The organism is Streptomyces sp. NPDC041205 (assembly GCF_055591765.1).
Genome location: NZ_JBVIZH010000005.1, coordinates 528,107 through 548,049 on the forward strand (window position 1 = coordinate 528,107; position 19,943 = coordinate 548,049).

The 19,943-nt window shown below is 72.7% G+C and carries 17 protein-coding genes; 13 read left to right on the top strand and 4 right to left on the bottom strand.

Going from position 1 to position 19,943, the window contains the following annotated elements; translation table 11 throughout:
* Window positions 1-244: 244 nt before the first annotated feature.
* Complete coding sequence (gene hutI / locus ACZ6BG_RS24825) at window positions 245-1,426, top strand: imidazolonepropionase (protein WP_469005080.1); 1,182 nt, start codon at window positions 245-247, stop codon at window positions 1,424-1,426.
* 125 nt (window positions 1,427-1,551) lie between these two features.
* Here hutI and ACZ6BG_RS24830 read toward each other — a convergent pair whose 3' ends face one another.
* Window positions 1,552-2,544, bottom strand: a complete 993-nt coding sequence (locus ACZ6BG_RS24830; protein WP_469005082.1) for an RNA polymerase sigma factor SigF — start codon at window positions 2,542-2,544, stop codon at window positions 1,552-1,554.
* Between the two features lie 260 nt (window positions 2,545-2,804).
* On the opposite strand from ACZ6BG_RS24830, the gene ACZ6BG_RS24835 reads away from it, so the two are divergent.
* From ACZ6BG_RS24835 to ACZ6BG_RS24860, 6 genes are all read left to right on the top strand, one after another.
* The gene (locus tag ACZ6BG_RS24835) at window positions 2,805-3,173 is read left to right on the top strand and encodes an STAS domain-containing protein (protein WP_469005084.1); all 369 of its coding nucleotides are present in this window, start codon (window positions 2,805-2,807) and stop codon (window positions 3,171-3,173) included.
* Window positions 3,174-3,454: 281 nt separating this feature from the next.
* Window positions 3,455-3,964 carry an ATP-binding protein gene (locus ACZ6BG_RS24840; RefSeq protein WP_469005088.1) on the top strand — a complete coding sequence of 170 codons (510 nt, stop codon included), beginning with the start codon at window positions 3,455-3,457 and terminating at the stop codon, window positions 3,962-3,964.
* A 350-nt stretch (window positions 3,965-4,314) separates the two neighbouring features.
* Window positions 4,315-5,073 (top strand): LPXTG cell wall anchor domain-containing protein, encoded by a 759-nt coding sequence (locus ACZ6BG_RS24845; protein ID WP_469005090.1) that lies wholly within the window; start codon window positions 4,315-4,317, stop codon window positions 5,071-5,073.
* 39 nt (window positions 5,074-5,112) lie between these two features.
* A complete protein-coding gene (locus ACZ6BG_RS24850) occupies window positions 5,113-6,120 on the top strand; it encodes a COG1470 family protein (RefSeq protein ID WP_469005092.1) in 1,008 nt (335 codons plus the stop codon).
* Window positions 6,113-7,390, top strand: coding sequence for a hypothetical protein (locus ACZ6BG_RS24855; protein ID WP_469005095.1), 1,278 nt, complete (start codon window positions 6,113-6,115; stop codon window positions 7,388-7,390). Before ACZ6BG_RS24850 ends, ACZ6BG_RS24855 begins: the two co-directional genes overlap by 8 nt.
* An 83-nt stretch (window positions 7,391-7,473) precedes the next feature.
* Window positions 7,474-8,847 (top strand): hypothetical protein, encoded by a 1,374-nt coding sequence (locus tag ACZ6BG_RS24860; protein WP_469005098.1) that lies wholly within the window; start codon window positions 7,474-7,476, stop codon window positions 8,845-8,847.
* 13 nt (window positions 8,848-8,860) lie between these two features.
* On the opposite strand, the gene ACZ6BG_RS24865 is transcribed toward ACZ6BG_RS24860, so the two are convergent.
* Both ACZ6BG_RS24865 and ACZ6BG_RS24870 read right to left on the bottom strand, forming a co-directional pair.
* Window positions 8,861-9,811, bottom strand: coding sequence for an alpha/beta hydrolase family protein (locus ACZ6BG_RS24865; protein WP_469005100.1), 951 nt, complete (start codon window positions 9,809-9,811; stop codon window positions 8,861-8,863).
* A gap of 108 nt (window positions 9,812-9,919) precedes the next feature.
* On the bottom strand, window positions 9,920-11,410 hold the full coding sequence (locus ACZ6BG_RS24870; protein ID WP_469005102.1) for a peptide MFS transporter: 1,491 nt from the start codon (window positions 11,408-11,410) through the stop codon (window positions 9,920-9,922).
* A 539-nt stretch (window positions 11,411-11,949) separates the two neighbouring features.
* On the opposite strand from ACZ6BG_RS24870, the gene ACZ6BG_RS24875 reads away from it, so the two are divergent.
* Window positions 11,950-12,627: a response regulator transcription factor gene (locus ACZ6BG_RS24875; protein WP_469005104.1), complete on the top strand. Its 678-nt coding sequence runs from the start codon at window positions 11,950-11,952 to the stop codon at window positions 12,625-12,627.
* Between the two features lie 1,097 nt (window positions 12,628-13,724).
* Window positions 13,725-15,032, top strand: a complete 1,308-nt coding sequence (locus ACZ6BG_RS24880) for an ATP-binding protein (protein WP_469005106.1) — start codon at window positions 13,725-13,727, stop codon at window positions 15,030-15,032.
* Between the two features lie 67 nt (window positions 15,033-15,099).
* Here ACZ6BG_RS24880 and ACZ6BG_RS24885 read toward each other — a convergent pair whose 3' ends face one another.
* Window positions 15,100-15,642 (bottom strand): GtrA family protein, encoded by a 543-nt coding sequence (locus ACZ6BG_RS24885; protein ID WP_469005108.1) that lies wholly within the window; start codon window positions 15,640-15,642, stop codon window positions 15,100-15,102.
* Between the two features lie 263 nt (window positions 15,643-15,905).
* Here ACZ6BG_RS24885 and ACZ6BG_RS24890 point away from each other — a divergent pair, with 263 nt between their 5' ends.
* The 4 genes from ACZ6BG_RS24890 (at window position 15,906) to ACZ6BG_RS24905 (ending at window position 19,920) form a co-directional block, all read left to right on the top strand.
* Window positions 15,906-17,057, top strand: coding sequence for a 5-(carboxyamino)imidazole ribonucleotide synthase (locus tag ACZ6BG_RS24890; RefSeq protein WP_469005112.1), 1,152 nt, complete (start codon window positions 15,906-15,908; stop codon window positions 17,055-17,057).
* The gene (gene purE, locus ACZ6BG_RS24895) at window positions 17,054-17,596 is read left to right on the top strand and encodes a 5-(carboxyamino)imidazole ribonucleotide mutase (RefSeq protein WP_289949992.1); all 543 of its coding nucleotides are present in this window, start codon (window positions 17,054-17,056) and stop codon (window positions 17,594-17,596) included. The genes ACZ6BG_RS24890 and purE overlap by 4 nt, the downstream gene beginning before the upstream one ends.
* Before the next feature lie 4 nt (window positions 17,597-17,600).
* Entirely contained in the window at window positions 17,601-18,809 is a 1,209-nt protein-coding gene (locus ACZ6BG_RS24900; RefSeq protein WP_469005116.1) for a dipeptidase, read from the top strand.
* Window positions 18,810-19,008: 199 nt separating this feature from the next.
* A complete protein-coding gene (locus ACZ6BG_RS24905; protein WP_469005118.1) occupies window positions 19,009-19,920 on the top strand; it encodes an alpha/beta fold hydrolase in 912 nt (303 codons plus the stop codon).
* Window positions 19,921-19,943 lie beyond the last annotated feature (23 nt).

Here is a 19,943-nt window from a genome sequence, read left to right on the forward strand (position 1 = left end):
TTCACCGAAACCGGGGGCTGCCGCCCCCTGGACCCCCGCTGATCGGCGCTCCGCGCCTCGTCCTCAATCGCCGGACGGGCTGGAACTTGGCCGGGGCGGGCCGGAATCTGGCTGCACCGGCGAGATTTTCAGCCCCTCCGGCGTTTGAGGAGCGGGGTCTGGGGCGGAGCCCCAGTTCGGGAAGGGGCGGGGTTGGGGAGCCCCCGGCAAGGCCCCCGCCCCGCACCCCTCCCCGGACAGGACCATGACCACAACCACGACCACCACCGTCATCACCAACATCGCCAGCCTCGTCACCAACGACCCCGCCCTCGGCCAGGGCCCTCTCGGCCTCGTCGAGGACGCCGCAGTCGTCCTCGACGGAGAGACCGTCGCCTGGGTGGGCCCGTCCGCCAAGGCCCCGCAGGCGGACGAGACGTACGACGCCCAGGGCCGCGCGGCCATCCCCGGCTTCGTGGACTCCCACTCCCACCTCCTCTTCGCAGGCGACCGCACCAAGGAGTTCAACGCCCGCATGGAGGGCCGCCCGTACGAGGCGGGCGGCATCCGCACGACGGTCGCGGCGACCCGAGCCGCCTCGGACGCCGACCTGGAGGCGAACGTCGTCCGCTACCTCCGCGAGGCCCTGCTCCAGGGCACGACGACGTTCGAGACGAAGTCGGGGTACGGCCTGACGACCGAGGACGAGGCCCGCGCCCTGCGCATCGCGGCCCGGCACACGGACGAGGTCACGTTCCTGGGCGCGCACATCGTGTCGCCCGACTTCGCAGAGGACCCGGCGGCGTACGTGGCGCTGGTGACGGGCGAGATGCTGGACGCCTGCGCCCCGCACGCCCGTTGGGTGGACGTGTTCTGCGAGAAGGGCGCGTTCGACGGCGACCAGGCGCGGGCGATCCTGACGGCGGGCAAGGCGAAGGGCCTGCACCCGCGGGTGCACGCCAACCAGCTCAGCTACGGCCCGGGCGTCCAGCTCGCCGTGGAGCTGGACGCTGCGAGCGCCGACCACTGCACGCACCTGACGGACGCCGACGTCGACGCCCTGGCGAACAGCGCCACGGTGGCGACCCTGCTCCCGGGCGCCGAGTTCTCGACCCGCGCCGAGTGGCCGGACGCCCGCCGTCTCCTCGACGCGGGCGCGACGGTGGCCCTGTCCACGGACTGCAACCCCGGCTCGTCGTTCACGTCGTCCGTGCCGTTCTGTGTGGCGCTCGCGGTACGGGACATGGGGATGACCCCGGACGAGGCGCTGTGGGCGGCCACGGCGGGCGGCGCGGCGGCCCTGCGCCGCACGGACGTGGGCCGGCTCACCCCGGGCGCCCGCGCCGACCTGGCCCTCCTGGACGCGCCGAGCCACGTCCACCTGGCGTACCGGCCGGGCGTACCGCTGGTGTCGGGCGTGTGGCAGCGCGGCACGAGGGTGCGCTGACGGGGCGGGCGCAGGAGCGCGGGAGCACGCGAAGACGCGGGAACGGCTTGGGGGCCGCCCTGAAGAGGGCGGCCCCCAAGCCGTTGGTGTGTCCGGTGTCGGGACGGGTCCCGTACGGACGTCCGTCACTCCTCCAGCGTCAGCCCCTTGCGGAGCCGCACCAGGGTGCGCGAGAGGAGCCGCGACACGTGCATCTGCGAGATGCCCAGTTCCTCGCCTATCTCCGACTGCGTCATGTTGGCGACGAAGCGCAGGGAGAGGATCTTCCGGTCCCGGGGCGGGAGTTCGGCGATCAGCGGCTTCAGGGACTCGACGTACTCGATGCCTTCGAGGCCGTGGTCCTCGTAGCCGATGCGGTCGGCGAGGGCGCCTTCGGAGTCGTCCTCCTCCGGCTGGGCGTCCAGCGAGCTGGCGGTGTAGGCGTTGGACGCCGCCATGCCCTCGACGACCTCTTCGTTCGAGATGCCGAGGCGCTCGGCGAGTTCGGCCACTGTCGGCGCGCGGTCGAACTTCTGGGCGAGTTCGTCGCCCGCCTTGGCGAGGTCGAGGCGGAGTTCCTGGAGCCGGCGCGGAACGCGCACCGACCACGACGTGTCGCGGAAGAAACGCTTGATCTCGCCGACGATCGTCGGCATCGCGAACGTGGGGAACTCGACGCCGCGGCTGAGCTCGAAGCGGTCGATCGCCTTGATCAGGCCGATGGTGCCGACCTGGATGATGTCCTCCATCGGCTCGCTGCGGGAGCGGAACCGGGAGGCCGCGAACTTCACCAGGGCGAGGTTCAGTTCGACGAGGGTGTTGCGTACGTACGCGTACTCGTGCGTGCCTTCCTCGAGGGACTCGAGCCGCTCGAAGAGGGTCTTGGACAGCGCGCGGGCGTCCAGCGGCGCCACTTCGTCGTACGGGGGGATCTCGGGGAGCCCGGAAAGGCTCTCGCCGACGCTCTCGGGCCGCGTGGGGTCGGCGGCGGTGTCGGCGAGCGGGGGCTCGGCCGTCGCGGCCCGTGCGTCCTCGGGGGCGGGACCCGGGATCCGGGTGTCGGTGAGGTTCGGCGGGGGTGTCGACGTCGCCTGGTCAGTGCGCGATTCGTCGAGCCGGGGTGACATGGTCTCCTCCATCGTTCTCGGCATATGGCTGCCGATGCCACTACGTGCACTGCGGTGTGCGGCGCCTCCATGGCCGTCCGTGTCGATTGATGTCTCTTCTACCCCTACCCGCTTCCGCGCCGGAGTCGCAAGTGCGTTCTGTAGTGAAATGTCCGAATTCAGGGGGTTGTTCGGCTACCCGAGGCCGTAGGGAAGGCGTAATGTTCAAGGGCGTCATCGCGCGTCATCGCGCGCGGTAAACAGCCCACGACGGTCGGGAAGAGAGTGACGGCATGGACCGCGGGACGGTCGGCAGTGCACACAGGGGCCGGCTTCTGGTCGAAGTCCGGAAAGAGGGCCGCAGCGCCGTCGTGACCCCGGCGGGTGAGTTGGATCACCACACCGCCGATCTGTTGCGCGAGCCGCTTGAGGCCTGTGTCGACGACGGCTTCAAACGCCTCGTGGTCGACTGCTCACGACTCGAATTCTGTGACTCGACGGGGCTGAACGTGCTCCTCGGTGCCCGGCTCAAGGCCGAGGCCGTGGGGGGCGGGGTCCATCTGGCGGGGATGCTGCCGGTGGTGGCCCGCGTGTTCGAGATCACGGGAGCCGATGCCGTCTTCACCGTCCACGAGACGCTCGAAGCGGCGCTGGTCGACTGAGTCGGGGTGATTCTCGCGTGTGGCGCAAAGAGTTACGCGTCAGTTGTCGCTGTGTGATCGTTGCGTTACCAGTGTCACACGGTTCGTGCGGAATCCATGGGTGTCCGGGCGGTTCGGCCGGGCAGGAGACACCCTGAGTCCGTCGTCCACATCCATCAAGTCATTCATCAAGTCAAAGTCAGAACGGCAAGCGGCCGGGAAGGCAGCCGGGCGGGCGGGGGTCCGCCGGTCGCCGCACTTCCTCCCTTGTCCAGTCCTCTTGTCGGTGAGGTGAAGTGCTGATGAGCACCACCCGGCCTTACTCGCCGGGCGACCGCGGCCCGGAGCCGGACGCCGCCGTCGCGGATGCTCCCGTGCCCGCGGCCGCCCCGGAGTCCGGGGGCCGCCAGGTCCGCAGGCTGAGCCTGAACGGGGCGAGCGGCGTCGTGCCGCTCTCGCGCGACTTCACCCGGGAGGCGCTGCACGCCTGGGGCTGGCTGCCCGCGGCGGGCGCCGACCGCCGCGCCGCCGCCGAGGACGTGCTGCTCGTCGTCTCCGAGCTGGTCACCAACGCGTGCCTGCACGCGGAGGGCCCCGAGGAGCTGTGGCTGTCGTGCGACGGCAAGGTGCTGCGCGTCGAGGTCTCCGACCGCGGCGCGGGCCAGCCCGCACCCCGCACCCCGCACCGCGCGGGACGGCCCGGCGGGCACGGGATGTTCATCGTGCAGCGGCTGTGCCTCGACTGGGGGGTCGTGCGGACGCCCGGTTCTTCGGGCAAGACGGTCTGGGCGGAGCTGGGCGCGCCGGGCTAGCGCGGCAGTCCGAGTTCTTCCCCCGCCTCTCCCGCCCTCGTGGTTCCGGGGCGACTTCGCCCCCGGCTCCCTTCGCTCCGCCCCCCCACCCCGCCCCCGGCTTCCGGCCATCCGGCCCCCGCCTCCTGGGCCCCTCCTGTCACCCCGGCGCCCTCGCGCCCCCGGCCGCCGTCGCCGAACGGCCGCCGCCCCGCTTTCCCGACGCGTCGGATCACCACGGATCCGGCGCGTCCTTTGTCTTCCCTCGGCAAGGCCCCCGGCGTACCTTGAGCGCCAAATCTGATGTGCCGTCAGTAAATTCGCACAGCGGCACGGACTCGCCCGCACCACCGGCATGAGGGGAAAACGAGGTGTCGTACCAGAAACAGACGGCCGCGCTCGTACTCGCCACGGCCATGGCCGGATCGGCTCTGCTCCTTGCCGCACCCGCCGCCCAGGCCGAGGTCCAGGACGTGGACTACCAGTGCAAGACGCCCATCGGGAACAAGGGGGCGGTCTCGCCCATCGAGATCAAGAGCGTCAAGAGCGGCAGCGGCCACAAGCTCACGATGTCCTTCCAGAAGGGCGTCTCCTCCAGCCCCGTCGAACTCGGCAAGGGCGCGATGAAGCCCAGCGCCGTGATCAAGCTGGGCGGCGCCGAGAGCGGCACGGTCGCGGTCTCCGGGCCCACCAACGCGGCGGCGATCCCGGCCAACACCCCCATCAAGATCAGTGACTTGTCGGGCACGTACACGCCGAAGAAGTCGGGGAAGGTCACGTTCACGGCCGGAGTGCTGACGATCAAGGCGCTCGGTACGACCACGACGTGTACGCCCGCGAACAACCCCAAGCCGTCCCTGACCCTGGACGTCAAGGGCCCCGGCGGTTCCGGAGGCTCCGACGACACGGGTCAGGACACGGGGGCGGGCGCCACGTCCGGCTCCGGTTCCGACTCGGGGTCCGGGTCCGGTACCGGCTCCGGTGACCAGGCCGGCGGCGAGGAACTCCCGCAGACCGGACCCACCGACTCCGCCATCGCCCTCGGCACCCTCGGCGGCACCGTGCTGCTCGCGGGCGCGGCCGGAGTGCTGTGGCTGACCCGGCGCAACCAGGCGGCGCGGTCGCGCTGACCAGTCCCGGAGGCCGGGTACGAACGCGGGGAGCCGCCGATGCCGCTGATGCCGTCGACGTGGAGCACGCGCGGGGCGCGGGCGCTGTGCGCGAGTGCCGCCGTGCTGCTCGCGTCGTGGTGCGCGGGACCGGCGCCGGGCGCGCGGGCCGCCGACGCGGGCGGACCGGCGTGCTCCGTCGGCGGCGCGGTCCATGGCCGGGCCGAAGGCCGGGCTGAGAGCCGGGCCGACAGCAGAGGCGAGAGCCGGATCGAAAGCCGGGCCGACAGCGGTCCCGCCTGGTCCATCGCGCCCTCCGCGGGCAGCGGTTCGCGGCCCGCGCGGTCCGACGGGCGGCCCTGCTTCTACGCGGAGGGCGGCCCCGGCTCCGTACTCCAGGACACCCTGTCCGTCACCAACCCCGGATCCGTGCCGCGCACCGTGACCCTGCGCGGCGCCGGACCCGCGGGCACCGGGAAGTGGCTCGCGTTCGCGCGGCGCGAGGTGACCGTGCCGCCGCGGACACGGGCCGAGGTGCCGTTCACCGTGACGGTGCCTTCGGGGGCCGCGCCCGGCGACCACCTCGGTGAGGTCGTGGCGCGCGGCGGCGGGCAGGACGCGCGGGTCGCCGTGCGGCTGCGGGTGAGCGGGCCCGCGCTCGCCGCGCTCACCGTGGAGCGGGTGCGCGTCGACGCGGGGGCACGGCGGATCTCGTACGACCTGGTCAACCGCGGCACCACCGTGCTCGCGCCGAAGGTCGTGGTGCGGGCCGACGGGCTGTTCGGCGAGCTGCTCGACCGGCGGGCGCGGGAGGTGCCGCGCGATCTCGCGCCCGGCCGGCGGGTGTCCCTGAGCGAGCCCTGGGACGGGGTGCCCGCGCTCGACTCGGTGGACGTACGGCTCACGGTGACCGCGGCGGGCGGGGTGGCGGAGCGGGCGAGCGCCTCCGCCTGGATCGTGCCGTGGCCCGAGGTCGTGGGGAGCGCGCTCGGAGGCGCCGCGGTCCTCGCGGGGGGCTTTGTCTGGGTACGTCGGCGTCGGCGGGCGGAGGTCTGCGGTGATGGTTGAGTCGGCACGAGCCCGCCGCGACGCGGCGGCACACTCCCCGCGGCCCGCCGGACGCGGTCGGCGGGACGGCCGCCGCCCCTGGCCCGCCGCGTACGCCCGCACCCGGCGCGGCGACCACCGCCTCCGGCGCGCCGTGCCCCTCCGCGCCCCCGCCGCCCTCCTGCGCGCCACCCTGGCCCTGGGGCTGCTGCTCGCCGCCCTCGGCGCCGCCCTCGGCGCCGCCCTCGCCGCGCCCGCGCCCGCCCGCGCCGCCGACAAGCCGACCCTCACCCTCTCCAAGTCCCAAGCCGGTACGGGCGGTTCGGTCACCGTCAAGGGCAAGGGCTGGCGGCCCAGGGCCCTCCTGATGATGCTCGTGTGCGGGCAGGCCACGCCCGCCGTCGGCGTGCCCGGCGGCACCAACTCCTGCGCCAACGCACGGGGGCGGGCCGTCACCACCGACGGCGACGGCGCCTTCAGCAAGGCACTGCCCGTGGCCGAGCCTCCGGAGGCCTGCCCGTGCGTCGTGCACGTCGCCACGGTGACCGGTGAGAAGGCCGCGGCGGACGCGGCGTTCAAGGTCGCCGGGCACCCGGTGCGGCCGCTGCCCGCGCGGCCGGGCGGCGGCAGGCTGTCCGTCCTGACGGACACCCGGCTCGACGGGTCGAGCGGGCTCCTCACCTGGTTCGGCGCCCCGCCGTCGCGGCGGCTCGTCTTCACCGTCGGCAACGTCGGCTCCACCCCGGTCAAGAACCCGGTGTTCCAGGTCGGCACCTCGCACGGCGTGTTCGCCCCGCAGTGGGAGGAGCAGCAGTGGCGCGGCACGATCGCGCCCGGCAGGAAGGCGCGGATCAAGCTGTCGGTCGACCTCCCGGCGGGGGCGCACGGCGACTATCTGGTGTCGCTGCGGTACGCCGACCGGGTCCTCGCCGAGCAGCCGTGGGGAGTGGGCCGCCCCTGGGGCGTCACGCTGTTCTGGATCCTGCTCTGCGTCGTCGTGCCCGCGGCCGTCTTCCGCGTCGGCATGGTCCTCGTCGGCCGGCTCCGCCCCGCCCGCTCCCGCCGCTCGCCCGGCCGCCACCGCACGTCCCGCGTCGGCGAGTTCACCGTACGCCTGCCGCGGCTGCGCCTGCCGCGGTCGGCCGTGACCGCCGAACGCGAGACCGCCGCGCCCGCCGCGGCCACCACCACCAACTTGCCCTGGTTCAGCCCGGACGCCGATCCGGGCGCACCCGCAGGACAGCTCTCCGCACCGTCCGACAACGGCCCCACGACGAAGGGAGAATCATGAGGAGGACGCGGAGGAAAGGGAGCGCGAGGGCGGCGGGAGCGGCACCACCCCGTACGAGAGCGACCGCGGCAGGCGTCGCCCTGATGCTCGGCGGCACGGGGCTCGTGGGCGGGACCCTGCTCGCCGCCGCCGGTCCGGCGCAGGCCGCGGAGGTCGCGTACAAGACCGAGTGCGTACCGCCCCCGATCTCCAATCTGCCGCCGGTGCACGGCACCACGAAGGCCGACGTGAAGGTGCCCGCCGAAGCGAAGGTCGGCGACGAGGTCGAGGTGGTGTGGAAGACCGTCGAGGCCGCGTCCAAGAACCCCGACATCCTCGACCTCGGCAAGGACACCGTCCTGCCCACCGGCACGATCAAGGTCGGCGGCGCGCAGAGCGGCGACCTGAAGCTGGAGGGGACCCGGACCAACCCGCCGATCCCCAAAGGAAGTCCGATGGTCCTGTCCGACATGAAGGGCAAGCTGAAGCTGACCAAGCCGGGCGAGGTGACGCTCACCCCGGACGCGTACGACATCAACGTCAACAAGCCCATCTCCACGGACACCAAGTGCAAGCCCGAGGAGGCCGTGAAGGCCGCGGCGACCATCAAGGTGACCGAGAGCGGCGGAAGTTCGGGCGGCACAAGCTCGGGCAGCAACTCCGGCGGGAACACGTCCGGCGGCAACTCCGGTGGTTCCAGCGGTGGTGCGGCGTCCGGTGGCGGGGACAGCGGCGGTACGACCACCGGAGGATCCAGCTCCGGAGGCGGCACGTCCGGCGGCTCCACCGGCGGCGGTGACGGCCAGACCGACTTCCCCGGCAAGGAAGTCCAGATCCCCTACCAGTGCAAGACCCCCATCGGCGACAAGGAAGCCACCTCGCCGGTACAGATCAACGCCAAGAAGAACGGCGGGAGTTACGGTCTCACCGTGCGGTTCAAGAAGTCCGTCATGGACAGCCCGGCCGACATCCCCGCGAACTCCGTCACCCCGTCGATGCAGGTCAAGCTGGGCGGCGCCGACAAGGGCACGGTGCCGGTCGAGGGCCCCGCGAACAAGGAGCCGATCAAGTCCGGCGCCCCGATCACCATCCCCGACCTCAAGGGCACGTACAAGCCGGGCGCCGACGGCAAGTCGACGCTGTCCCCGGGCGTCCTCACCGTGAAGGCCCTCGGCACCACCACGACCTGCACCCCGGCCAAGACCGAGGTGTCCCTCGAACTCGACACGTCGGCGCAGCCGGGCGGGGCGTCCGGCGGTACGTCGGGCAGCGGCACCGCGGGCGGATCCGGTACGTCGGGCGGCTCCGCCTCCGGCTCGGCGGGCGGCGCGGCGACGTCGGGCGGCGGCCTCGCCGACACCGGCGCCGAGGACGACGGAGCGCTGCGGGCGCTCGGCCTGGTCGCGGGCACGGCGATCCTGCTGGGCGGCGCGGTGTTCACGTTCCTGCCGCGCGGACGCCGCCGGTGGCTGCGCTGAGGCAGGGCCTGAGCTAGGGCTGGCGGCTGCGGGTGCCCGAGTGTGCCCGCAGCCACGCCAGTACGTCCCGGGCGAGCCCGGGCGCCTTCAGGAGCGGGCCGCCGTGCGCGGAGCCCGGCAGGGTCCGCACGGTCACGTCCCGCAGGCCCGCCCCGCGCTGGGCGGCGGCCAGCTCGGTGGAGTGCGCGGGCGGTACGTAGTCACCGGCCGAGTGCACGAGGTACAGCGGCGCGTCCCGGGCGCCCGACGCGTGCGAGGCCGCCGCCAGGTCGCCCCAGCGCGCCCGGCAGCGCTGCCCCGCGGTGTCCGGGTCACATCCGGCGAGACGTTTCGCCGCCTGCCGCAGCGCCCGCTGCCGGGGCGGGGCGCCGGGGCGCGCCCCGTCCTGCCAGGCCCGGTAGGGCGAGGCGACGGGGGAGAGGGCGGCGACCCCGCGTACGGAGGCGCGGCCGTCGCGGTACGCGCCCACGCTCACCGCGAGATGCCCGCCCGCCGACGAGCCGAGCAGCAGCGGCCGTGCCGCGCCGGGGCCCTCGCGGCGGGCGATCCAGCGCAGGGCGGCGAGGACGTCGGTGCGCTGGGCGGGCCAGACGGCGTCCGACGAGAGCCGGTAGTCGGCCTCGTACACGGTGAAGCCCCGCGCCGCGAACCACCGCGACCAGCCGCTCCAGTCGGTGTCCCGGGCCCACGACCCGCCGTGCAGGACGACGAGGGACGGCCGTTTGCCGCCGCCGGACGGGCCGCCGTACACGGTCACGGTCTGGCGCGCGTGCTCGCCGTAGGAGAAGACGGAGGAGACACTGCCGGGCGGCGGAGCCTCGGGCGTGGCCTCGGCGGCGGCGCTGGCGGACAGCAGCGTGCCGCACAGGCCCAGGGTCAGCAGCGCGCGGCGCACGGTCGGGGGGCGGTGCCGCACGGCCGGACGGCGGTGGCGCGCGGTCGGGCGGCGATGGCGCACGGTCATGGGGCGATGGTCCACCGGGGGCCGTCGGAGCGCCCCGGGAAACGCCAAGGGCCACCGCACCGGGTGGTGCGGCGGCCCTCAGTTCGTACGAACGGCCTCAGGGGGGTGTCAGTTGACGTCGCCCATGAGCGCCTTGACCTTCTTGCGGTACATGTACACGGCGATACCCGCGATGACGGCGAGAGCGGCCTCCATGGCGACCACGCCGGTCTTGTTCAGGTCCACGCCGGCCGTGGACAGCAGGCCGGTGGTGCAGTCGCCCGCGGTGACGGCGAGGAACCAGACGCCGAGCATCTGCGAGGCGTACTTCGCCGGGGCCATCTTCGTGGTGACCGACAGGCCGACCGGGGAGACGCACAGCTCACCCACGGTGTGCATGAAGTAGATCGCGACCATCCAGTACGCGCCGACCTTCTCGCCGTCGCCCGCCATGGTCAGCGGGATCAGGAAGACGAAGAACGAGGCGCCGACGACGATCAGGCCGGAGGCGAACTTCACCACCGTGTTCGGCTCCTTGCCGCGGCGGTTCAGCGCCAGCCACAGGAAGGCGGCGACCGGCGCGAGCGCCATGATCAGGACCGGGTTGACCGACTGGTACCAGGAGACCGGGAAGTCGAAGCCGAAGATCGAGGTGTCCGTGGAGTTCTTGCCGAACAGGGCCACGGTGGAGGCGCCCTGGTCGTAGATCATCCAGAAGACCGCGGCGGCCACGAAGAACCAGATGTAGGCCGTCATCTTGGACTGCTCGACCTGGTCGAGCTCCTTGTCCCGCTTGATGCGGGCGAGCACCCAGATCGGGATGACCAGACCCGCGACCGTGATCGGGACGATGGCCCAGTTCAGGGTGTAGACGCCGGTGGCGATCGTGACGCCGTAGAAGACGACGGCGGCGATGACCCACAGCATGGCCTTGCGCAGCAGGCCCATCAGCTCCGGCCGCTCGACCGGCTTGGGGACGACGCTGCTGCGCTCGCTCAGGTGGCGGCCGCCGAGCAGGAACTGGGCCAGGCCGAGGGCCATGCCGAAGGCGGCGAGGGCGAAGCCCAGGTGCCAGTTGACCTTCTCGCCGACGGTGCCGATGGCCAGCGGGGCGAAGAAGGCACCCAGGTTGATGCCGATGTAGAAGACGGTGAAGCCGCCGTCGCGGCGCGGGTCGTCCGGGCCGTCGTAGAGGTGGCCGACCATCGTGGAGATGTTGGCCTTCAGGAGGCCGGAACCCATGGCCACCAGGACCAGGCCGAGGAAGAACACCGCCTGGCCGGGCAGCGCCAGGGTGATGTGACCGGCCATGATCACCAGGGCCGCGATCGTGATCGTCTTGCGCGGGCCCCACAGCCGGTCCGCGAACCAGCCGCCCGGCATGGCGAGCAGGTACACCATCGCCATGTAGATCGAGAAGATCGCCGTCGCCGTGGCGGCGTCCATGTCCATGCCGCCGGGGGCGACCAGATAGAGGGGAAGCAGGGCCTTCATGCCGTAGAAGCTGAAGCGCTCCCACATCTCGGTCATGAAGAGAGTGGCCAGGCCGCGGGGGTGGCCGAAGAAGGTCTTCTCGGAACCAGGAGTGCTGGCCGAGTCCTTCGTCAGGCTGGACGCCATGGGTCGATCCTCGTGGTTCGGGACGCGGCTGGCGGCGGGGGACCGCGGGCGCGCCCGGTGGGGGGCGGTCGGCACCGGTGTCGTACCGCCCACCCCGCACGCCTGAGGAGGGGTTAGTGCCACGGTGTCCGTGGGGCACGAGGGACGGGTGACACCGAGATCCACACCCCGACGCGTCATCGCGTGCGAGGCCCGACCACAGGTCATTCCTTTCGAAGGCCGGCGAGAACCGGCCCACACACAGAAGAGACCCTTGGCGCGCAATAGCGGGCCAAAGGTCCTTGAGTAGTGCTACAGGCGTCTCGCCACCATACGTCACGACAGAGCGGGATTTGGAAGGACTTGAGACATGGATCACAGGTGACGCAGGAACCAACAGCCCACATTCCAAGGTGTACGCGAGACCACCCCAAGGATCTCATGTGGTGGACGGTGGAACGTGTTCCTCCGGTCCTGAGGGAGCGTGGGCGCGGCCGGGGGCGCGGGACCGTCCGGCGATCACCCTGCTGCGCTGGTGCGGCGCGGACTACCATCACCCCATGACCCGTGTACTGCTCGCCGAGGACGACGCGTCCATCTCGGAGCCGCTGGCCCGCGCACTGCGCCGCGAGGGCTACGAGGTCGAAGTGCGCGAGGACGGTCCCGCCGCCCTCGACGCCGGGCTGCAGGGCAGCGTGGACCTGGTCGTGCTCGACCTCGGCCTGCCCGGCATGGACGGCCTGGAGGTCGCCCGCCGGCTCCGCGCCGAGGGTCATGCGGTGCCGATCCTCATCCTCACCGCCCGCGCCGACGAGGTGGACACCGTCGTCGGGCTCGACGCCGGCGCCGACGACTACGTCACCAAGCCCTTCCGCCTCGCCGAACTCCTCGCCCGGGTCCGGGCCCTGCTCCGGCGCGGCGCCACCGAACCGGCCCAGCCGCCCGCCACCCACGGCGTCCGCATCGACGTCGAGTCGCACCGCGCCTGGATGGGCGAGGAGGAACTCCAGCTCACCGCCAAGGAGTTCGACCTCCTGCGCGTCCTCGTCCGCGACGCCGGCCGCGTCGTCACCCGCGACCAGCTCATGCGCGAGGTCTGGGACACGACGTGGTGGTCCTCCACCAAGACCCTCGACATGCACATCTCGTGGCTCCGCAAGAAGCTGGGCGACGACGCGGCGAATCCGCGGTATATCGCTACGGTGCGGGGGGTCGGGTTCCGCTTCGAAAAGAGCTGAACCTGGCCGGGGGCCTCCACCATCGGGGGCCGGGGCGGCCCGGCCTCGGCCTCGGCCCCGGCCTCGGCCCGGCCTCGGCCCGGCCCCGGCCTCGGCCCGGCCCCGGCCTCGGCCCGGCCCCGGCCGGGGGCCCGGTGCCGCCGGTGCCGCCTCCGGGCAGTCGGTGTCACCCCCGGGTAGTCGGTGCTGACTGGGCGTCGGTGCCGCTCGGGCGGCAGTTCCCTGCCCGTCCGCTGCGCGGCCGGCCGTCTCCCACCCGCCCGCCCGTTTCTGTGGTCCCCGGCTGACCGCCGAACCGCCCGCCGCTCCGCGACGGCCACCATCGCCCGCCCTCCGGCCCGCCCCGCCCGAGCAAGCAGGGCCTCCGACCCCGGCCCGCCGGTGAACGCCCGGGTTGGAGCCCCTGGCCTCGGCTCGCTGGTGAATGCCCGGGCTCAACGCCCCTGCCCCGCCTGCGAGCGCCGGGGGTCAACGCCCCTGCCCCGCGAGCGCCGGGGGTCAACGCCCTGCCCCGCGAGCGCCGGGGGTCAACGCCCCCGCCCCGCGAGCGCCGGGGCCCAACGCCCTGCCCCGCGAGCGCCGGGGGTCAACGCCCCTGCCCCGCGAGCGCCGGGGGTCAACGCCCCTGCCCCGCCTGCGAGCGCTGGGGCTCAACGCCCCTGCCCCGCCTGCGAGCGCTGGGGGTCAACGCCCCCGCCCCGCGAACACCCGGGCCCAACGCCCCCGCCCCCCCCCGCGAGCACCCGGGCCCAACAGCTCCCCCCCACCCCGCCCCGGCAGCAAGCCGGGTCCGAGAGTTCGGGTGGGTGGGTGGGAGGAACCGCCGCGGAGCGGCGGGGCGGTTGCCGGGGGCTGGGTCTTCGGGCGGCGGTGCGATGGCCGGGTCCCGGGAGGGGCAGGGACCGGGGGCATGGTCAGGGGGCGTTCGCGTAGGCCTGCGCCCGGCGGCGAGCCGGGGCCGAGAGTGCGGGTGGGCGGGTGGGAGGAAACCGCCGCGGAGCGGCGGGGAGGGTTGCCGCGGGGGCGCGGTGGCCCAGCGCACCCCAGGTGAGGGGCACACTGGGGTGGTCCGTCCCCCTGCCCGGCCGGAGGGCCCCGTGCGTCGTCGCCTCATCAACTCGACCCTCGCCGTAGTACTCGTGGTGATCGCCGTCTTCGGCGTCTCGCTGGTGATCGTCGAGACCCGCACGATCAGCAACAGCGCCCAGGAGCGGGTGGACTCGGAGGCCCTGCGCCTGGCGGGCATCGTGGACAGCCGGCTGCTGAGCGACGAGCGCGTCAGCGGTGAGGTGCTGCGCAAGCAGGTCGACACGGACCGCTACGCCCGGATCGAGATCCCGGGCCGCGCCCCCATCGAGGTCGGCACCCGCCCCACGGGGGACGTGATCCGCGCCGCCCGGGACGGGGAGGAGGGCGAGAAGGTCACGGTCGAGGAGCCCCGGACGGCCGTCACGCAGGAGGTCGGCCGGACCCTGCTCATCATCGGCGGCGTGGCCCTCCTCGCCATCGTCGCCGCCGTCCTCCTCGCCGTACGCCAGGCCAACCGCCTGACCTCCCCCCTCACCGACCTCGCGGAGACCGCGGAGCGCCTCGGCTCCGGCGACCCCCGCCCCCGCCACCGCCGCTACGGCGTCCCGGAGCTGGACCGCGTGGCCGACGTCCTGGACGGCAGCGCCGAACGCATCGCCCGCATGCTCACCGCGGAGCGGCGCCTCGCGGCCGACGCGTCGCACCAACTGCGTACGCCGCTGACGGCCCTGTCGATGCGCCTGGAGGAGATCACCCTCACCGACGACCTGGACACGGTGAAGGAGGAGGCCACGGTCGCCCTCACGCAGGTCGAGCGCCTCACGGACGTCGTCGAGCGGCTGCTCACCAACTCCCGCGACCCCAGCACCGGCTCCGCCGTCACCTTCGACCTGGACGAGGTGATCAAGCAGCAGTTGGAGGAGTGGCGCCCCGCCTACCGCAGCGCGGGCCGCGCCATCGTCAGCTCGGGCAAGCGCCATCTGCACGCGGTCGGCACCCCGGGCGCGGTCGCCCAGGTCCTGGCCGCGCTGATCGAGAACTCGCTGATGCACGGCGGCGGCACCGTCGCCCTGCGCACCCGCGTCACCGGCAACCAGGCCGTCGTGGAGGTCACGGACAGCGGCCCGGGCGTGCCCGCCGACCTCGGCGCGCGGATCTTCGAGCGGGCCATCAGCGGTCGCAATTCGACAGGAATCGGCCTCGCGGTGGCCCGGGATCTGGCCGAAGCGGACGGGGGTCGCCTGGAGATGCTCCAGGGCAAGCCGCCGGTGTTCGGGCTGTTCCTGTCCCGTACGCCGTCATATCGGGACGGCAGGGACGGCAGGGACGGCAAGAATTACGACGGTCCTGACGTGTCCGAGGGCACGGTGCGCTGAGCCGGGGCGGTCAGCGCGGGACGGCGGCGCACCACAGCCGCGCCGCCCCGCCCGCGCGAGCGACGCCTCAGCTCCGCCCCCGAGCCCCCGAAGCCGTACTCGTCCGGCCCTCGCCGCCGCCCGGCTCGCGCTCCCGCTCCTCCAGGAACGATTCCGCATGCGCCACGGCCTCGCGGGCGGGCAGCGTACGGAACACCCAGGTGCGGTACGACCAGAAGCGGAACAGCGTCGCGATGCCCATGCCGACGAACTTGAAGACGTTGGACTGGAGCCTGCTGTCCCAGTCGAAGCCGTACGTCGCGACGTACAGGACGCCGTTCTCGATGACCAGGCCGACCGCGCTGAACAGCAGGAAGAGCGTCAGCTCCTTCGTGCGGCCGCTCTTGTCGCGGTCACGGTAGGTGAAGTACCGGAACCCCACGTAGTTGAAGGCGATGGCGACGACGGTGGCGATGACGCTCGCGCGCACCACCTGGAGATCCGTGAGGTGCCGCACCAGGTTGAACACGGCGAAGTTGACCAGTGTCCCGACCGCCCCCACGGCCCCGAACTTGGCCACTTCACGTGCGAGTCGGTCGAACCGCACCCTCAGTGCGCCGCGCTCCGTCATGGTTGGTCGCCCCAGCCCCCGTCGATTGCGTGTGGTCCGTCGACGGGATCGATGTCGAGCGGGTGGTCCGCGTCCGCATCGCCGGTCGGTTTCCCCAGTCGATCCGTCGTCTCTCCCGGCCGATCCGTCATTTCGTTCGCGTCAACCCAGCCATGCTAACCAGCGACCTCTGTCGGCGCTCGTGGACGGCGTCACTCCGTGGCACCCCTGTGACGCCCGTGCACGGAATCGGGCCGCTCCCGGATGGCCGATACCCTGTGGGTGTGACGTTCCCGGTAGTCGGCATGGTCGGCGGGGGGCAGCTCGCTCGTATGGCACACGAGGCGGGCATCCCGCTCGGCATCAGGTTCAAGCTCCTCAGTGACACCCCGCAGGATTCCGCGGCGCAGGTCGTCAGCGATGTCGTCATCGGCGACTATCGCGACCTCGACACGCTGCGTGACTTCGCGCGGGGCTGCGACGTGATCACCTTCGATCACGAACATGTACCCACCGAGCATCTACGGGCCCTGGAGGCGGACGGCATTCCCGTGCGCCCGGGGCCCGACGCGTTGGTGCACGCCCAGGACAAGGGGGTGATGCGCGCGAAGCTGGACGAGCTCGGGGTGCCCTGCCCCCGCCACCGCATCGTGAAGGATCCGGCGGACGTCGTGGCCTTCGCGGCCGAGGGGGCCACGGAGGGTGACGGATTCCCCGTCGTCCTCAAGACCGTGCGCGGGGGGTACGACGGCAAGGGCGTGTGGGTCGTGCGCTCGCCGGAGCAGGCCGAGGAGCCGTTCCGCGCGGGCGTCCCGGTGCTCGCCGAGGAGATGGTCGGCTTCGTACGGGAACTGGCGGCGAACGTCGTCCGCTCGCCGCACGGGCAGGCCGTGGCGTACCCGGTCGTGGAGTCCCGCCAGGTGGACGGCGTGTGCGACACGGTGATCGCGCCCGCGCCCGGGCTGAGCGAGGAGCTCGCCGGGCAGGCCCAGGAGCTGGCGCTGCGCGTGGCCAAGGAGCTGGGAGTCGTCGGACACCTCGCCGTCGAGCTGTTCGAGACCCCCGACGGCCGCGTCCTGGTCAACGAACTCGCGATGCGACCGCACAATTCCGGCCACTGGAGCCAGGACGGCGCGGTGACCTCCCAGTTCGCCAACCACGTCCGCGCGGTCCTCGACCTGCCGCTCGGCGACCCCCGCCCGCGCGCGAAGTGGACGGTCATGGCGAACGTCCTCGGCGGCGACTACCCCGACATGTACGCCGCGTACCTGCACTGCATGGCACGCGACCCGCAGTTGAAGATCCACATGTACGGCAAGGACGTGAAGCCCGGCCGCAAGGTCGGCCACGTCAACACCTACGGCGACGACCTTGACGCCGTCCTTGACCGCGCCCGTCACGCGGCCGGCTACCTCAGAGGGACGATCACCGAATGACTTCTCCCGTTGCCCCCGTTGTCGGCATCGTCATGGGCTCCGACTCCGACTGGCCCGTGATGGAGGCCGCCGCGAAGGCCCTCGACGAGTTCGAGATCCCCTACGAGGTCGACGTCGTCTCCGCGCACCGCATGCCGCGCGAGATGGTCGCGTACGGCGAGCAGGCCGCGGACCGGGGCCTGAAGGCGATCATCGCGGGCGCGGGCGGCGCCGCCCATCTGCCCGGCATGCTCGCCTCGGTCACGCCGTTGCCCGTCATCGGCGTCCCGGTGCCGCTGAAGTACCTGGACGGCATGGACTCCCTCCTCTCCATCGTGCAGATGCCCGCGGGCGTGCCCGTCGCGACGGTCTCGGTCGGCGGGGCCCGCAACGCGGGCCTGCTCGCGGCCCGCATGCTCGCCGCGCACGACGAGGAACTCCTCGGCCGGATGCGGGAGTTCCAGCAGGAGCTGAACGACCAGGCGACGGAGAAGGGCAAGCGCCTTCGCGCCAAGGTCGAGGGCGCGGGTTCCGGTTTCGGCTTCGGCTCGGGAAAGTGAGCGCATGACCATGCTGCCCGAACGCTCGCCCGAATCCCTGGCCGAAGCCCGTGCCCTGCTCGCGGAGTTCCCCGTCGTCGACGGTCACAACGACCTGCCGTGGGCGCTGCGCGAGAAGGCCGGGTACGACATCGACCGCCTCGACATCGCCGCCGACCAGACGGGCCGCCTGCACACGGACATCGGGCGGCTGCGGGCGGGCGGCGTCGGCGCGCAGTTCTGGTCGGTGTACGTCCGCGCGGACATGGCGGGCGACACGGCGGTCAGCGCGACGCTCGAACAGATCGACTGCGTACGGCAGTTGCTCGCCCGCTACCCCGGCGACCTGCGCGCCGCACTCACCGCCGCCGACATGGAGGCGGCCCGCGCCGAGGGCCGCATCGCCTCCCTGATGGGCGCCGAGGGCGGCCACTCCATCAACAACTCCCTGGCCACGCTGCGCGCGCTGCACACCCTCGGCGTGCGCTACATGACGCTCACGCACAACGACAACATCGCCTGGGCGGACTCGGCGACGGACGAGCCGGGCGTCGGCGGGCTCTCCCCGTTCGGCCACGAGGTGGTCCGGGAGATGAACCGCGTCGGCATGCTCGTGGACCTCTCCCACGTCGCGGCGACGACGATGCGGGCGGCCCTGGACACCTCGGTCGCGCCGGTGGTCTTCTCGCACTCCTCCGCCCGCGCGGTGTGCGACCACCCCCGCAACATCCCGGACGACGTCCTGGAACGCCTGCCCGCGAACGGCGGCGTGGCGATGGCCACCTTCGTGCCGAAGTTCGTGCTCCAGGCGGCGGTCGACTGGACCCTCGCCGCCGACGAGAACATGCGCGCCCACGGCTTCCACCACCTCGACACCACCCCCGAGGCGATGAAGGTGCACGCGGCCTTCGAGGAATCGACCCCGCGCCCGATCGCCACCGCCGCCACGGTCGCCGACCACCTCGACCACATGCGCGAGGTCGCGGGCATCGACCACATCGGCATCGGCGGCGACTACGACGGCACGGCGTTCACCCCGGCCGGCCTGGACGACGTGGCGGGCTATCCGAACCTCGTCGCGGAACTCCTCGACCGAGGCTGGTCCAAGCCCGACCTCGCCAAGCTGACGTGGCAGAACGCGGTGCGGGTGCTCGGCGCGGCGGAGGACGTGGCGCGGGACGAGCAGTCACGGCGGGGGCCGTCGATCGCGACGCTGGAGCAGTTGGACGGCTGAGGGCCGACGGCTGACGGCTGAGGGCCGACTGCGGGCCAACGGGCTTTCGGGGCGCGACTGTTGGGGTCGCGCCCCGGCTTCGCGGCAAGTTATGGACTGATCGATCCAAATGGGCTAGCGTTCTCGTGTCGGAGTGACGCGGACCCGCTCGCCCCGATATTGGGATGACCAGTACACAACTCCGCTGGGGGAGAACGACATGACCGACGCACGACTGACGGACGCCGACCTGGCCCGCTCCCTGGAGGGCGACTTCACCAGCGCGCACGCCGACGTGAACGGCACCACGCTGCACTACGTCATCGGCGGCAGCGGCGAGCCGCTGGTCCTGCTCGGCGGCTGGCCGCAGACCTGGTGGCAGTTCCACAAGATCATGCCGACCCTGGCCCGCCACTACCGCGTCATCGCCGTGGACCTGCGCGGCATGGGCGGTTCGGCGAAGCCGCAGTCCGGCTACGACAAGAAGACGATGGCGCGCGACGTCCACGAACTCATCCGCCACCTCGGCCACGACCGCGCCCACCTCGCCGGGCACGACATCGGCGCCATGGTCGCGTACGCCTTCGCCGCCAACCACCCCGAGGCCACCGGAAAGCTGGCGCTCCTGGACGTGGCGCACCCCGACGAGAACCTCCGGCAGTTCCCCCTGCTCCCCGCGGTCGAAGCCGGAACCGACTGGGAGACCGACCCCGGCGTCTACCTGTGGTGGTTCGCCTTCAACCAGGTCAAGGGCCTCCCGGAGCGACTGCTCGACGGCCGCATGGGCCTCCTGAGCGACTGGCTCTTCGGCTACCTGCTCAAGGACCAGTCCTCGATCGACGCCCACTCCCGCGCCGTATACGCGGCCGCGTACGACACCCCGGACGCCGTCCGCGCGGGCAACGCCTGGTACCAGGCCTTCCGCCAGGACATCGCCGACTTCACGACGTACGAGCCGGTGCGCACCCCCGTGCTCGGCCTCGCCGGCGAGGCCAACCTCGACTACCTGCGCGAGAGCCTCACCCGGCACGCCACGGACGCGGTGGTGCGCGCGGTCCCGGACGCGGGCCACTACCTGCCGGAGGAGCAGCCGGAACTGGTCACCAAGGAGCTGATGGAGTTCTTCGCCTGACCCCGCCCGGACACGCGCGTCGC

Coding starts and splice junctions, on each gene's coding strand:
- ACZ6BG_RS24905 (WP_469005118.1), top strand. CDS start 19,009: ATGACCGACGCACGACTGACGGACGCCGACCTGGCCCGCTCCCTGGAG.
- ACZ6BG_RS24840 (WP_469005088.1), top strand. CDS start 3,455: ATGAGCACCACCCGGCCTTACTCGCCGGGCGACCGCGGCCCGGAGCCG.
- hutI (WP_469005080.1), top strand. CDS start 245: ATGACCACAACCACGACCACCACCGTCATCACCAACATCGCCAGCCTC.
- ACZ6BG_RS24835 (WP_469005084.1), top strand. CDS start 2,805: ATGGACCGCGGGACGGTCGGCAGTGCACACAGGGGCCGGCTTCTGGTC.
- ACZ6BG_RS24885 (WP_469005108.1), bottom strand. CDS start 15,642: ATGACGGAGCGCGGCGCACTGAGGGTGCGGTTCGACCGACTCGCACGT.
- ACZ6BG_RS24860 (WP_469005098.1), top strand. CDS start 7,474: ATGCTCGGCGGCACGGGGCTCGTGGGCGGGACCCTGCTCGCCGCCGCC.
- ACZ6BG_RS24855 (WP_469005095.1), top strand. CDS start 6,113: ATGGTTGAGTCGGCACGAGCCCGCCGCGACGCGGCGGCACACTCCCCG.
- purE (WP_289949992.1), top strand. CDS start 17,054: ATGACTTCTCCCGTTGCCCCCGTTGTCGGCATCGTCATGGGCTCCGAC.
- ACZ6BG_RS24850 (WP_469005092.1), top strand. CDS start 5,113: ATGCCGCTGATGCCGTCGACGTGGAGCACGCGCGGGGCGCGGGCGCTG.
- ACZ6BG_RS24900 (WP_469005116.1), top strand. CDS start 17,601: ATGACCATGCTGCCCGAACGCTCGCCCGAATCCCTGGCCGAAGCCCGT.
- ACZ6BG_RS24870 (WP_469005102.1), bottom strand. CDS start 11,410: ATGGCGTCCAGCCTGACGAAGGACTCGGCCAGCACTCCTGGTTCCGAG.
- ACZ6BG_RS24830 (WP_469005082.1), bottom strand. CDS start 2,544: ATGGAGGAGACCATGTCACCCCGGCTCGACGAATCGCGCACTGACCAG.
- ACZ6BG_RS24875 (WP_469005104.1), top strand. CDS start 11,950: ATGACCCGTGTACTGCTCGCCGAGGACGACGCGTCCATCTCGGAGCCG.
- ACZ6BG_RS24865 (WP_469005100.1), bottom strand. CDS start 9,811: ATGACCGTGCGCCATCGCCGCCCGACCGCGCGCCACCGCCGTCCGGCC.